This is a genomic window from Paraburkholderia sp. PAMB 6770 (genome assembly GCF_057748135.1).
The window spans coordinates 922,980-936,093 of the sequence record NZ_CM173239.1 but is presented as its reverse complement, the minus strand read 5'-3'; the positions used below and the strand labels follow the sequence as shown (position 1 = coordinate 936,093).

At 68.4% G+C, this 13,114-nt stretch carries 11 protein-coding genes and 2 pseudogenes; 10 read left to right on the top strand and 3 right to left on the bottom strand.

Features of this window, described 5'->3' with window-relative positions:
• Positions 1–164: 164 nt before the first annotated feature.
• On the top strand, positions 165–1,112 hold the full coding sequence (locus tag AC3AP7_RS21555; RefSeq protein WP_487364589.1) for a LysR family transcriptional regulator: 948 nt from the start codon (positions 165–167) through the stop codon (positions 1,110–1,112).
• A 33-nt stretch (positions 1,113–1,145) separates the two neighbouring features.
• Here AC3AP7_RS21555 and AC3AP7_RS21550 read toward each other — a convergent pair whose 3' ends face one another.
• The gene (locus AC3AP7_RS21550) at positions 1,146–2,042 is read right to left on the bottom strand and encodes a LysR family transcriptional regulator (RefSeq protein WP_487364588.1); all 897 of its coding nucleotides are present in this window, start codon (positions 2,040–2,042) and stop codon (positions 1,146–1,148) included.
• A 44-nt stretch (positions 2,043–2,086) separates the two neighbouring features.
• On the opposite strand from AC3AP7_RS21550, the gene AC3AP7_RS21545 reads away from it, so the two are divergent.
• Both AC3AP7_RS21545 and AC3AP7_RS21540 read left to right on the top strand, forming a co-directional pair.
• A complete protein-coding gene (locus tag AC3AP7_RS21545) occupies positions 2,087–3,367 on the top strand; it encodes an MFS transporter (protein WP_487364587.1) in 1,281 nt (426 codons plus the stop codon).
• A gap of 113 nt (positions 3,368–3,480) precedes the next feature.
• Positions 3,481–4,317 (top strand): annotated as a pseudogene (locus AC3AP7_RS21540) (alpha/beta fold hydrolase); the annotation flags it as partial.
• On the opposite strand, the gene AC3AP7_RS21535 reads toward AC3AP7_RS21540, so the two are convergent.
• Positions 4,242–5,180, bottom strand: coding sequence for a sterol desaturase family protein (locus tag AC3AP7_RS21535; protein ID WP_487364586.1), 939 nt, complete (start codon positions 5,178–5,180; stop codon positions 4,242–4,244). The pseudogene AC3AP7_RS21540 and the gene AC3AP7_RS21535 sit on opposite strands and share 76 nt — an antisense overlap.
• Before the next feature lie 302 nt (positions 5,181–5,482).
• Between AC3AP7_RS21535 and AC3AP7_RS21530 the strand changes: the two are divergent.
• From AC3AP7_RS21530 to AC3AP7_RS21510, 5 genes and pseudogenes are all read left to right on the top strand, one after another.
• Positions 5,483–5,725 (top strand): annotated as a pseudogene (locus AC3AP7_RS21530) (hypothetical protein); the annotation flags it as partial.
• Between the two features lie 65 nt (positions 5,726–5,790).
• Positions 5,791–6,093, top strand: coding sequence for an EF-hand domain-containing protein (locus tag AC3AP7_RS21525; protein ID WP_487364963.1), 303 nt, complete (start codon positions 5,791–5,793; stop codon positions 6,091–6,093).
• Positions 6,094–6,126: 33 nt separating this feature from the next.
• Positions 6,127–6,840 (top strand): response regulator, encoded by a 714-nt coding sequence (locus AC3AP7_RS21520; RefSeq protein ID WP_487364585.1) that lies wholly within the window; start codon positions 6,127–6,129, stop codon positions 6,838–6,840.
• On the top strand, positions 6,837–8,192 hold the full coding sequence (locus AC3AP7_RS21515; protein WP_487364584.1) for an ATP-binding protein: 1,356 nt from the start codon (positions 6,837–6,839) through the stop codon (positions 8,190–8,192). The genes AC3AP7_RS21520 and AC3AP7_RS21515 overlap by 4 nt, the downstream gene beginning before the upstream one ends.
• Positions 8,193–8,462: 270 nt before the next feature.
• On the top strand, positions 8,463–9,233 hold the full coding sequence (locus AC3AP7_RS21510; protein ID WP_487364583.1) for a DUF4410 domain-containing protein: 771 nt from the start codon (positions 8,463–8,465) through the stop codon (positions 9,231–9,233).
• A gap of 265 nt (positions 9,234–9,498) precedes the next feature.
• On the opposite strand, the gene AC3AP7_RS21505 is transcribed toward AC3AP7_RS21510, so the two are convergent.
• Positions 9,499–10,401, bottom strand: a complete 903-nt coding sequence (locus tag AC3AP7_RS21505) for a LysR family transcriptional regulator (RefSeq protein ID WP_487364582.1) — start codon at positions 10,399–10,401, stop codon at positions 9,499–9,501.
• Positions 10,402–10,528: 127 nt separating this feature from the next.
• On the opposite strand from AC3AP7_RS21505, the gene tcuA reads away from it, so the two are divergent.
• Both tcuA and tcuB read left to right on the top strand, forming a co-directional pair.
• Entirely contained in the window at positions 10,529–11,932 is a 1,404-nt protein-coding gene (tcuA, locus tag AC3AP7_RS21500; protein WP_487364581.1) for an FAD-dependent tricarballylate dehydrogenase TcuA, read from the top strand.
• Entirely contained in the window at positions 11,919–13,103 is a 1,185-nt protein-coding gene (gene tcuB, locus AC3AP7_RS21495) for a tricarballylate utilization 4Fe-4S protein TcuB (RefSeq protein ID WP_487364580.1), read from the top strand. The genes tcuA and tcuB overlap by 14 nt, the downstream gene beginning before the upstream one ends.
• Positions 13,104–13,114 lie beyond the last annotated feature (11 nt).

Below are 13,114 nucleotides of genomic sequence, written 5' to 3'. Positions count from 1 at the left end.
GTCGAACGGCACTTCATTTGTGCTGCGAGGGCACAAATGCGCGCGTGGACCTATACTGGCATGCCGGACACGAAGCCCTGAAAGGCGACCCACGGACACGCGACGGCGGCGCGGCCGGCGTCCGCTGCGGCCCGAGAGACCCCGACCCGAGAGACACGCACGTCATGAACGATTCAGGAATCGCCCGCCTGGATGGGGTGGAACTCTTCTGCGCCGCGGCGAAAGCGCAAAGCTTCACTGCCGCCGCCTCGGCCCTGGGCGTGACGCCTTCGGCCATCAGCAAAGCCGTGCAGCGCGTCGAAAACCGGCTGGGCATCAAATTGTTCGAGCGCACGACGCGCGCCATTCGTCTGACCGACGACGGCCTCGCCTACTACAAAACCTGCCAGGCGGCGCTGCAAAACATCCGGGACGCCGAACAGGCGCTCACGCGCCATGGCATGCCGCGCGGGGAATTGCGGATCAGCCTGCCGTACAGCTATGGAATCAAACGGGTGATTCCGCTGATCCCCCGCTACGTCGAACGCTATCTGGGGCAGGTGAAAGTCGCCGTTTCCCTCGGCAACACGTTGACGGATTTCGTGAAGCAGGACTTCGACATGGCCATCCGGCTGGGCCACGTGGCCGATTCGCGCCTTGTCGCAAGGACCCTGCATCAGGCGGGTTTTCGCGTCGTGGCCACGCCGGGATTCCTGCGCCGGCACGCCGTCCCCGCCCGGCCGGAAGACTTGCGCGGCAGCGATTGCCTGGGTCTCCTGATGCCCGACAGCGGCCGCCTGCTGCCGTGGACGTTTTCAGCCGGCGAAGACGCCGCGTACGAAGTCGCCATTCGCCCGACGGTCACGTTCGATCATCCGCTGGCGACGCTCGCGGGTGCGCTCAACGATGCGGGCTTCGCGCAACTGCTCGATTTCACTGTCGAGGACGATTTGCGCAGCGGCCGCCTCGTCGAGGTGCTGGCCGATTTTCGTCCGCCGCCGCAAGCGGTCTCCGTGGTCTATCCCGGCAATCGCCATACTTCAGCGAAGGTGCGCACGTTCGTCGATTTCCTGGTGGAGGCAGCCAGCGCACCGCCGCACGCGGACGGACCGCGAGGCATGGCGGCCCGGTAACGCGCGGCCGGCCGCATCCCGTCGCGCACGCCGCTACAGCTTCTCGCCGCCCAACGTAGCGGCCAGAAAATCGATTAGCAGCCGCGTCCGTTGCGGCATCCTTTTCGTTTTCGCCCACAGCGCGTTCAACGGTAACGAGTCGATCGCATAGTCGCCGAGCAGCAACTCGACGCGCCCCGCATCGAGCCATTCGCGAATCTGCCAGTACGCGGCCACGCCGATCCCCAGCCCGCTTGCAACGCCTGCGTTCGCCCCGGCCACCTGATCGCTGTCGAAGCGGCCCTTGACGTTGACGTCGATCTTCGCGCCGTCACGCGCGGTGAAGCTCCAGCGTCCCGCATGCGCGACGCCGCTGCGGACCACACAGTCGTGTCTCGCGAGATCGGCCGGATGGGCCGGCCGACCCCGCTCGGCAAGATACTGCGGCGCCGCGAACACCACACGGCGGATCGACCCAAGGCGCCGCGCGACCAGCCCCGAATCCGGTATCTCGCCGATGCGGATCGTCACATCGGCACCGCTTTCGAGCGGATCGACGAACTCCTCGGCCAGGTCCAGCGAAAACTCCAGCGAAGGATGGCGCTGCATGAACTCGCCGATCCGCGGTGCGATATATTTCGGTCCGAATAGCGTGGGCGCATTGATCCGCAGGCGCCCGGTCAGCCGATGCGCCTCTTCCGCCAGTTCCGTACGCGCGAGTTCCAGCCCGGACAACGCGGCTTTGACCCGCTCGTAATAACGCATGCCGGCCGCGCTCGGCACGCAGGTGCGCGTCGTGCGCACGATCAGCGTCATGCCGTGCAGCTGTTCGAGCAGCTGCAGCGAGCGGCTCACCGTCTGCAGCGAGCGCCCGAGCCGGCGGGCCGCGCGCGTCAGACTGCCTTCCTCGACGATGCTCACGAAGATTTCGAGGTCACGTAACGCATCCATTCGTTGATTCTCCCGGAATACTGGAGAATATATCCAAACTTCGCGTGATTGTCGTTCCCGTCGATGAGGGTAGTATCTCTCCCACCCCCAACGCCCGAGCGACCCTCATGCAAACGCCCGATCTCCGGTGCCCCGCGCTTCCCGATGCCGTGCCGTCCGCGGTGCCTGTCGGATGGTTTGCCTTCATGGTCGCGGTGGCCGTGCTGCCGCTCTACGCATCGCAAACATTGCTGGTCTCGCTGGACGCGTCGTTGCACCTGGGCTCGCGCGCGACGCTTGTCACGGGCCTCACGATGCTCGGCTACGCGGTGGGTCTCGTCACGCTGGTCCCCCTCACCGACCGCTGGCCCAACCGCCCGCTGATCGCGTTCACGCTCGTCGCGCAGATCGCCTGTCTGCTCGTTGCAGCGCTTGCGCCGTTCGCCTGGCTCTTTCTGCCGGCGGCCTTCGCGCTGGGGGTCACGGCGAGCGTCGTCCAGATGCTGGTGCCCGCCGCCGCATCGCTCGCGTCCCCGGCGTCGCGCGGGAGAGTCGTCGGCAATGTGATGAGCGGCCTGATGCTCGGCATCATGCTGTCGCGGCCGATTGCCGCGTTCGTGGGCGGCTGGCTCGGCTGGCGCGCGTTCTACGCGGCCGACGCGGCGCTCCTCGGCGGCGTTGCGCTGGTCGTGCTGCGGCGTCTGCCCGACGTGCGGCCGACCGGCACGCTGCCGTATCGCGCGCTGCTCGCGTCGATGGCGCAGCTTGTCGCGCACGAGCCCGTATTGCGCCGCCGGGCGCTTTATCAGGGTCTGCTGATGGCGGGCTTCAATGTCTTCTGGACCAGCGTCGCCATCGTGCTCACGCGCGCGCCGCTCCATCTCGACAGCAACGCAATCGCGCTGTTCGCGCTGGCCGGCAGCGGCGGCGTGATTGGCGCGCCGCTTGCCGGGCGCGCAGCGGATCGCGGCTGGGCCGTGCCTGCGTCCGTCGCCGTGCACGGCGCCGCGCTCGTCGCTGTGCTGATCGCCGCGGCCGCCCTCCACCAGGGCATGCCGCGCACCGTGGCACTCGGCATGCTGGCCGTGGGCGCTTTTCTGATCGACAGCGGCGTCGTGGGGGATCAGGCCATCGGCCGCCGCGCGATCAACCTGCTCACGCAAGCGTCGCGCGGCCGCGTCAACGGCCTGTTCACCGGCCTCTTTTTCGTGGGCAGCGCGGTGGGCGCCTCGCTCGCCGGACCCGTGCTGGCCCGTTTCGACTGGCCGGGCGTATGCGCGGCGACGTTTGCCTTCTTCGCCGCCGCCACGCTGCTGCATCTCTACGATGCCGGCCGCAAGGCCTGACCGGTTACCCGATCTTTCCAGGGAGAACGATTATGTCCGCTTCACACACCGCTTCACAGACCGCTTCACATATCGCTTCACCGGCCGCCTCACCGGCCGCTTCACACACCGGCATGCGCTACCGCAGCATGACGGTCGACGGACTCGACATCTTCTATCGCGAGGCGGGGCCCGAGGACGCCCCGGTCATCCTGCTGCTGCATGGCTTTCCGTCGTCCTCGCGCATGTACGGCACGCTGATGCCGCTGCTCGCCGGCCATTACCGCCTGATCGCCCCCGACTACCCGGGCTTCGGTCACAGCAGCGCGCCGCCGCCCGACCAGTTTGCCTATACGTTCGATCATCTCGCGGACGTCATCGCGCACTTCGTCGACGCGCTGGCGCTGCGCGATTACGCGCTCTTCGTGCAGGACTACGGCGGCCCGGTCGGATTCCGGCTGGCACAGCGCTGGCCCGGGCGCGTGCGCGCGCTGATCGTGCAGAACGCAGTCGCGCACGAGGACGGGCTCGGTCCGTTATGGAACACCCGCAAGGCGTTCTGGCAGGATCGCGCCGCGCACGAACCGGCGCTGCGGGCCAACCTGCTTTCGTTCGAAGCGACGCGGCTGCGCCATGTCGGGCGTAGCCCGCACCCGGAGCGCTACGACCCGGACGGCTGGGCCGACGAGTTCGCGTTCCTCTCGCGGCCGGGCCAGATCGACATCCAGACCGATCTGTTCTACGACTATCAAACCAATGTCGCCCGTTATCCGCAATGGCAACGCTACCTGCGCGAACATCGGCCGCCGACGCTCGTGCTATGGGGCCGCTACGATCCGTCATTCGAGGTGGGCGGCGCGCATGCCTACGCGCGCGATGTCCCGCAAGCGGAGGTTCATCTGCTCGAAGGCGGCCACTTCGTGCTCGACGAAGCCTGCGACGAAGCCGCCGCGCTGATGAAGCGCTTTCTCGCGGCCCAGTGGCCGCTTGCGGAATCCGCGCGCCAGCCCGGCGGCAGGACCGCGTAGCGGATCGCCGTCGCCACACTGCGTGCGCCGGCGATGTCGCGGGCAAGGCTGATCCAGTGCTCGAATTCGATGACGAGCGGATTGCGCGAACGCGACGGCGTCGTGAGACCGTAGCGGCACGGCTCGTCCGCGCGCTCCTCGACATACGTGCCGAACAGGCGGTCGAACAGGACGAGTACGCCGCCGAAGTTCGCATCGAGATAAACGGCATTCGATGCGTGGTGCACGCGATGCGCCGAAGGCGTATTGAACACATATTCGAGCCAGCCGAGTTTGGGCGTCCACGTGTTGTGCAGCCAGAACTGATAAAGCAGGTTGAAGCTGAGCGTCGCCAGCACGATCTCCGGGCGCACGCCGAGCCACACGAGGGGCGTGAAAAACAGCGCCGTGCCGGTCATCTTGCCGGTGAGTCCGAGCCGGTAAGCCGAGGACAGCGTGAGCTGGTTCGGCGAATGGTGAACGGCATGCGTGGCCCAGAAAAAGCGGATGCGGTGTGACGCGCGGTGGTACCAGTAGTAGCAGAATTCCTGGCCGATAAAGAGCAGGAACACCATCAGCGCGCTGTCGAGCGTGACGGTAAAGATCCGGTGATCCCACGCGAGCGCGAAGACCGGCGCCGCGAGCGAGAGCGGCAGCAGCGCAAGCAGCTTGCGGCCGGCCACGTCCGCCAGTGAAATCCAGACTTCATACCAGTCGAAAGGCGCGCGGCTGCCGCGCTGTGTGCGGGCGAGCACGCACGCCTCGATCAGCGAGACGCCGATCACGATCACGGTCACGCAAAGCGCGATTTTTTCAGTGGCAGACATGATGAACAGAGGTTGATCGAAAGGTGACGCCAATGTAGCGGGCGGGCCGCCGGAAGACCACGCGGAAATCGTGTCGCCGGATGTCACGCGATCCGGGTCCCCCGGCACAGGCCGGCACGAGCGGCCGGCGCCGGCGATGTAACACCGCGACATCGTTTTCCCCGCGATTATTTCGTGCGCGCCTTTTATAGTTCGTGCCGTTGCCACGCCGCTGTGCGTGACGAAACCCGCCGAACCTGGAGAGACATCGGATGAAACGCATTGAACTTGCCGCCGCCACCGCTTCGCTGCTCGTCGCGCTCAGCACACCCGCCCTCGCGACGGAGGTCGTCGTGATCGCGCCGGCACCCGCGCCTGCGCCGGTCGTGGTGACGCCGCCGCCCGCCTACGTGCCGCCCCCGCCGCGCGTCGTCTATGTCGCGCCGCAGACCCGCACCGTGTATGTCGCGCCGCGCGCCGTCTACGTCGCGCCCGCGCCGCGCGCCGCCGTGTGGGTGCCGGGCCACTGGGCGGGCCGCGTCTGGATCCCCGCGCACTGGGCATGACGCCAAACGTCAGATCAATGGGCGCGCCGCCGGCCGCGCGGGTCGCCCACCCCACGGAGCCAATGATGAAAAAGATGAGCGCCGTTCTGGTCTTGTGTATTGTTTCGGCAATGGCCATGGCAACCGCTTCCGCACAAAGCATGCCGCCGCCCGCCGGCACGCCGCCCGCCGCGCATGCGATGCAGCAGTTGCAGGCCCGCTTTGCCCGCGCCAACACAACCGGCGACGGCAAACTGACGCGAGCCCAGGCGGCTGCCGGGATGCCGATGGTCGCGCGGCATTTCGACGAAATCGACACGCAGCACGTCGGCTATGTCACATTGCAGCAGATCGCGCAGCGGATGCAGAAAGGCGCAATGACGCACTGACGCACTGAACGCCGAGGCGGCGGGAGACAGGCGATGGAGCAGGCGAACAGGATTATCGTGCTGGACGACGAAGCCGAATTGCGCAACATGCTGCAGCGGTTTCTCACCGGCCACGGGTTTCACGTGCGCGTGGTCGCCGACGGCAGGCAGCTCGACCGCTACCTGCAGCGCGAACCGTATGACGCGCTCGTGCTGGACCTGATGATGGAACCCGAAGACGGGCTGACGATATGCCGGCGGATACGCGCCGAGGGACAGACGCTGCCGATTCTGATGCTGACCGCGAAAGGCGATCCGGTCGACCGCGTGATCGGCCTGGAAACCGGCGCCGACGACTATCTCGCCAAGCCGTTTCTCCCCGACGAACTCGTCGCGCGCCTCCGTGCGCTCCTGCGCCGCCAGAAAATGGCCGCGGGAGGGCCGAGCGTCACGTCGCAGACCCTGCGTTTCGGCGAATACCAGTTCGACGTGGGCACGCAAACGCTGCTGCGCCGGGGCGAGCCGGTCGAGGTGCATTCCGCGCAGCGGTTGCTGCTGCATGCATTAGGGTCGTCGCCGAACCGGCCGGTGAGCCGCGAAAACCTGCTTGCGCGGGCGCGCGGACGCGATCACGACGCACTCGATCGCAGCATCGACGTGCAGATCCTGCGGCTTCGCCAGATCGTCGAGGACGATCCGTCGAAACCCCGCTTCATCAAGACCGTCTGGGGTGTCGGCTACATGCTCGTCGCGGGCATCGAGCCGTGAGCGCGCCCTCGCGCCCGAAACCGCCCGCCGGCTGGCTGCCGCGTTCGCTGCTCGCGCGCAATATCGCGCTGCTGGTAGGGCTCGTCGCGCTGACCCAGGCCTGCTCGTTCACGGTGCTGCTGCATTTCGTGCAGCGTCCGCGGATCGAGCGCGCCGCGATTATCTTTTCGGACTACGTAACTATCCTCGATGGCGTGCTCGCCGCGATGCCGCCCGACGCGGGCCGCGCGGCCGCCGCGCGCCTCGGCGGCCGGGCCGAGCCGCCCCAGGCGCCCGACACCGACCTGCGGCACAGCGCGCCGCACCTGTTTCGCACGTGGCAGCGCGACGTGTTCGTCGACGCGCTGCGGCGCGATCTGCCGCCGGACATGCCGGTGCGCTGGCAGGACGGCGACGGCGAACGGCTCTGGATTCGCCTGCATGCCGGCGGCGCACCCGCGTGGATCGCGCTGCCGATGACCGAAGACGCGCAGGCGAGCGGCATCGCCACGACCCTCGCGCTCTCGGTGGGCCTCGCGCTGCTGGCGGCGCTGACGGGCTATCTGATCCAGCTGCACATCAACCGACCGCTCAAGGACCTGACGCGCGCCGTGCGGCACGTGAGCGCGGGCAAAACGTCCATCGAACTGCCGACCGACGGTCCGACTGAAATCGCCGAGGTCAGCCGCGCGTTCAACCAGATGACGCGGGCGTTGCAGCAGGCCGACGCGACGCGCGCGCTGATGCTGGCGGGCGTATCGCATGACATCCGCACACCGCTCACGAAGCTGCGCCTCGCGATGGCGATGGCGCTTCCGCGCGGCGCCGACGACGCGTTTGTCGCATCGGCGGAAGGCTATCTCGACCACATCGACACGATTCTTCAGCAGTTCATGGACTACGCCGGCAGCGGCGAGCGCGAGGCGGCGCAGCAGGGCGATCTCAACGCGCTCGTCGGCCAGCTCGCGGCCGACTTCGCCGGACTCGGACACGAATTCGAACTCTCGCTCGGCGTCATCCCCGCATTCGCGTACCGGCCCGTGAGCGTGATGCGGCTCCTGATGAACCTGATGCAGAACGCGATCGTCTACGGGCGCAGCGGTCTCGCGGTGCGCACGTGGCGCGAGGGCGACACCGCGTGCATCGCCGTCGGCGATCGCGGCAGCGCGATGGCCGCCGAAGACCTGGAGAAGCTCAAGACACCGTTCAGCCGCGGCGCAAACGCGCGAACGCATTCGGGCGGCACAGGGCTCGGGCTCGCCATCGTCGAGCGGATCGCCCATCTGCACGGCGGTTCGCTGCGGTTTCGCGCGCGTGAAGGCGGCGGTCTCGAAGCGCTCGTCACGTTGCCGATGAATCCGCATTCCTCGTAAAAAAGCAGCGATTCCCGCTTCTCCGCGCGCAATTCCCCGGTGCAATTCCCCGGTGCGATTCCCCGGTGCAATTCCCGGCGCAATTCCCCGGTGCAATTCCCCGGTGCGATTCCCCGGTGCGATTCCCCGGTGCGATTCCCCGGCGACATCGCCCGACATCATTCCCGGCTGGCGCGCTCGCCCGCGTCCTCGCATACTCGCATCTGTGTGTTGCGGCGCCCTTCCTGCCGCGACGATTGACGGCACAACCATGCCGACGACAGGATCGATATGCGAACCCCATTCCAGTCCCTCGTAGCCCGCGCGCAACGTCTGGCAAGCCCGGCACTCGTGGCCGTCACGCTCGTTCTGGGCGGGTGCGCGTCCGGCGTCACCGGCATGGCCGGCAACCCGCCGGCGCACGCCGCGCCGCGCGTGCACGCCGAAGCCATCTACGTGTATGCGTTCGATGCGACGCCCGCCCAGGTGAAAACCGACAGCGGCATCGCCCAGCAACTCAAGGCGGCGATGAACGGCGAAACGGCCGCGCAAAAGCAGGTTCGGACGGCGACGGACGCGCGCGAACAGGTCGCCGATGCAATCGTGCGCGAACTGCAAGCGCAGGGACTGCGCGCCGTGCGTGCCGAAGGCCCCGTGCCGGCGAACCAGAACGTGCTGATCGTCGAAGGCCAGTTCCAGACGATCGACGAAGGCAAGCGCCGCCGCCGCATCCTGATCGGGCTTGGCGCAGGCAAGAGCGAAGTGGGCGCGTCGGTGCAGATCCTGTATCGGCCGGCCAGCGGTGCGCCGGTCCCGCTGCAAAGCTTCTCCGCAAGCGCCGACAGCGGCCACATGCCGGGCGTCGCCGAAACGGCGGGCGTCGGCGCGGCGGCCGGACACGTCGCCACCGCCGCGGCGGCCGGCACGTCGCTGCACGCCGTCTCGGAGGCGAAGCGCGACAGCGTCTCCAGCGACGCGAAAAAGCTCGGCGAACGGATCGCGAAGCAGATTGCCGCGGCCAGCGGCGCACAGGGCTGGATGTCGGCCGAACCCGGGAAGTGACCGGCGGGTCGATCGCCTTCGCGTGCGGCCCCCTGGCCTGTACATCGTCTTATGACATCGGCAATCCAGATTGACGGGATTGCCTTGGTCGACATCGGCGCGCCGGCGCGCCGCCCGTTCCAGATCAACGACCCGTATTTCTTCACGCCCGCGTTCTGGCTCGGCGCCTCGAATGCGTACATGCCCGGCCGCCTCGGCACCCGTTCGCGTCGCGATGACCCACCACTTCTGAGCGCGCGGCGGCGCGGCATACGCGGCCCCGCGCTCAGCGCGCGGGCCGCGAGACGGTCCTGAACAGTTCGAACAGATGCTGCGCGCTCGCGGACAGCGCGCGGCCGCGCCGGTGGATGAGCCCCATTGCGCGCGTCACCGCCGGTTCGACGAGCGGCACGCCGACCAGCGTCGACTGTTCGTGCGCGGACAACGCCATCGCCGGCATCGCCGCGACGCCGAGCCCCGCCTCGACCAGGCCGAGCGCGGTCGTGCCGGTCTGCACCTCGTATGCGATGCGCGGCCGCACCGCGGCGCCCGCGAGCGCGCGGTCGATGATCAGCCGGTTGCCCGACGTGCGCGCGACCGCGATGAACGCGGTCTCGCGCAACTGCGCCCACGTCACGCTGCGCTCGCCGGCAAGCGGATGATCGCGCCGGCACGCGAGCACGAAGCGCTCCTCGAACAGCGGCGTGAACTCGACGTCGCCCTCCTGCGCATCGACAAAGGTCAGGCCGAAATCGGCCTCGCCCTGCGAAACCGCCTGCAGCACCTCGTTCGCTTTCGTGTCGAGCAGGATCACCTGCACGCGCGGATGCGTCTCGCGATAGCGCCGCAGCACCTCGGAGGTCGCGTAGTAGACCGCCGACGGCACGCACGCAAGCGTCACGCGCTCGCCGCGCGTGCCCGGATCGCCGCGGATGCCGAGCAGCGCGTTGTCGAGGTCGTCGAGCAGCACCCGCATCTTGCGGTCGAACTCGCGCCCGGCCGCCGTCAGCGACACGCGCCGCGTGGTGCGCTCGATCAGCCGCACGCCGAGCGCCTGTTCGAGCTTCTCGATGCGCCGGCTGTAAGCCGGCTGCGACAGATGCACGGTGTCGGCCGCCTTGCGGAAGCTGCCGAGATCCGCGAGCGCGCGAAACGCCACCAGGTCGTTCAGGTCGAAATTGATGCTCACGCTCTCCTCCGGGTATTGATGCACATTTTCTATCAATCGTTGCTTTAATTGCAATTGACGAAAATACGGCCGTCATCGAGACTCAGCGTCTACGCTGAATGACTACTACCCGGGAGGCGCGCACGCCGTGGTCGACGTACTCGTGATCGGCGGCGGCAACGCCGCACTCTGTGCTGCATTGATGGCGCGCGAGGCCGGCGCCTCCGTGCTGCTGCTCGAAGCCTCGCCGCGCGCGTGGCGCGGCGGCAATTCGCAGCACACCCGCAACCTGCGCTGCATGCACGACGCGCCGCAGGACGTGCTGGTCGACGCGTATCCGGAAGAGGAGTACTGGCAGGATCTGCTGAAAGTGACCGGCGGACAGACCGACGAGGCGCTCGCGCGGCTCGTGATCCGCGCGTCGTCGACCTGCCGGCCGTGGATGCGCCGCCACGGCGTGCATTTCCAGCCGTCGCTGTCCGGCGCGCTGCATACCGCGCGCACCAATGCGTTCTTCATGGGCGGCGGCAAGGCGCTCGTGAACGCGTACTACCGCAGCGCGGAGCAGCTTGGCGTGCAGATCCGCTACGAGGCGCCGGTCGAGCGCATCGAGCTCGACGGCCCGCGCTTCGTCGCGGCCTGGGTCGGCGACGAGCGCATCGCGGCACGCACCTGCGTGCTCGCGGCGGGCGGCTTCGAATCGAACCGCGCGTGGCTGCGCGAAGCGTGGGGGCAAAACGAGCGCGGCGAGTATCCGGCCGACAACTTCCTGATCCGCGGCACACGCTTTAACAACGGCACGCTGCTGCGCTTCATGCTCGATGCCGGGGCCGACCGCATCGGCGAGCCGACCCAGGCCCACATGGTCGCGATCGACGCGCGCGCGCCGCTGTACGACGGCGGCATCTGCACGCGCATCGACTGCGTGTCGCTCGGCGTGGTGGTCAATCGCGACGCCGCGCGGTTCTACGACGAAGGCGAAGACTTCTGGCCGAAGCGCTACGCGATCTGGGGACGGCTCGTCGCGCAGCAGCCGGGCCAGACCGCGTGGTCGATCATCGACGCCAAGGCGGTCGGCCGCTTCATGCCGCCGGTGTTTCCGGGCACGCGCGCCGACAGCCTGCCGGCGCTCGCGCGCGCGCTCGGCCTCGACGAGACGCGCTTCATGGCGACGCTCGACGCGTACAACGCGGCGTGCCGGCCCGGCACGTTCGACCACACGCGCCTCGACGACTGCGTCACCGCCGGCCTCGCGCCGCCGAAAACCCACTGGGCGCGGCCGATCGATACGCCGCCGTTCTTCGGCTATGCGCTGCGGCCGGGCGTCACCTTCACGTACCTCGGCCTGAAGACCGACGAAACCGCGGCCGTGCGCTTCGGCGGCGCGGCGAGCCCGAATCTGTTCGTCGCCGGCGAAATGATGGCCGGCAACGTGCTCGGCAAGGGCTATACCGCCGGTGTCGGGATGAGCATCGGCACCGCATTCGGCCGCATTGCCGGCACTCAGGCCGCACAGGCGGCACGCAAGGAAACCCTCGATGCAAGCGCTTGACACCCTGATCCGCCAGGCCGGCGAATGGGCCGAGACCCCGCCCGGCGCGTCCCTGCCGCTCGCCGACCCGGACGCCGAAGTCGCGCGCGTGATGCAGATCTGCAACGCATGCCGCTACTGCGAAGGCTTCTGCGCGGTGTTCCCCGCGATGACGCGCCGCCTCGAATTCGGCCCCGCGGACGTGCATTACCTCGCGAACCTGTGCCATCAATGCGGCGCCTGCCTGCACGCCTGCCAGTACGCGCCGCCACACGAGTTCGCGGTCAACGTGCCGCAGGCGATGGCGCGCGCGCGGCTGCACACGTACCGGCGCTACGCGTGGCCGCGCGCGTTCGCGGCGCTGTACGCGCGCAACGGGCTCGCGCTGGGACTCGCGCTCGCTGCCGGCATCGCGCTGTTCCTGATACTGGCGCTCGCGCTGCGCGGCGATCTGTGGCGCGCGGCGCCCGGCGGCAACTTCTACGACGTGTTTCCGCACGCGCTGATGGCCGGCGTATTCGCGCCGGTGTTCGTGCTCGCGGCGCTCGCGCTCGGCGTCGGCGTGCGGCGCTTCTGGAAAGACGCGGCGCCGGGCGCGGCAAGCGCGCGGGACAGCGCCGGGGCGCTTGCCGAAGCCGGCGGCGCGGTCGCCTCGCTGCGCTACCTCGGCGGCGGACACGGCGAAGGCTGCAACAACGACAGCGACCGCTACTCGCTCGCGCGCCGTCATTTCCATCACGCGACCTTCTACGGCTTCATGCTGTGCTTTCTGTCGACCTGCATTGCCACGCTTTATCACTATCTGTTCGGCCTCGAAGCGCCCTATGCCTATACGAGCGTGCCGACGCTCGTCGGCATCGTGGGCGGCATCGGCCTCACGGTCGGCACCGCGGGGCTCGGCTGGCTCAATCTGCGCCGCCACCCCGCGCAGGGCGACGCCCGCCAGAAGCCGATGGACCGCGCGTTCATCGCGCTGCTCGGCCTCGTGGCCGTGAGCGGACTCGCGCTCGCAGTCTTGCGCGCCAGCCCAGTTATGCCTATGCTGCTCGCCATTCACCTCGGGGCAGTGCTGGCTTTCTTCGTCACGCTGCCTTACGGTAAATTCGCACACGGGCCCCTGCGGGCGGCGGCATTGCTCAAATGGTCGATCGAGCGCCGTCAGCCGAACCGCATCGGCCTGAGCGAGGACTGATGGCTTGAAGC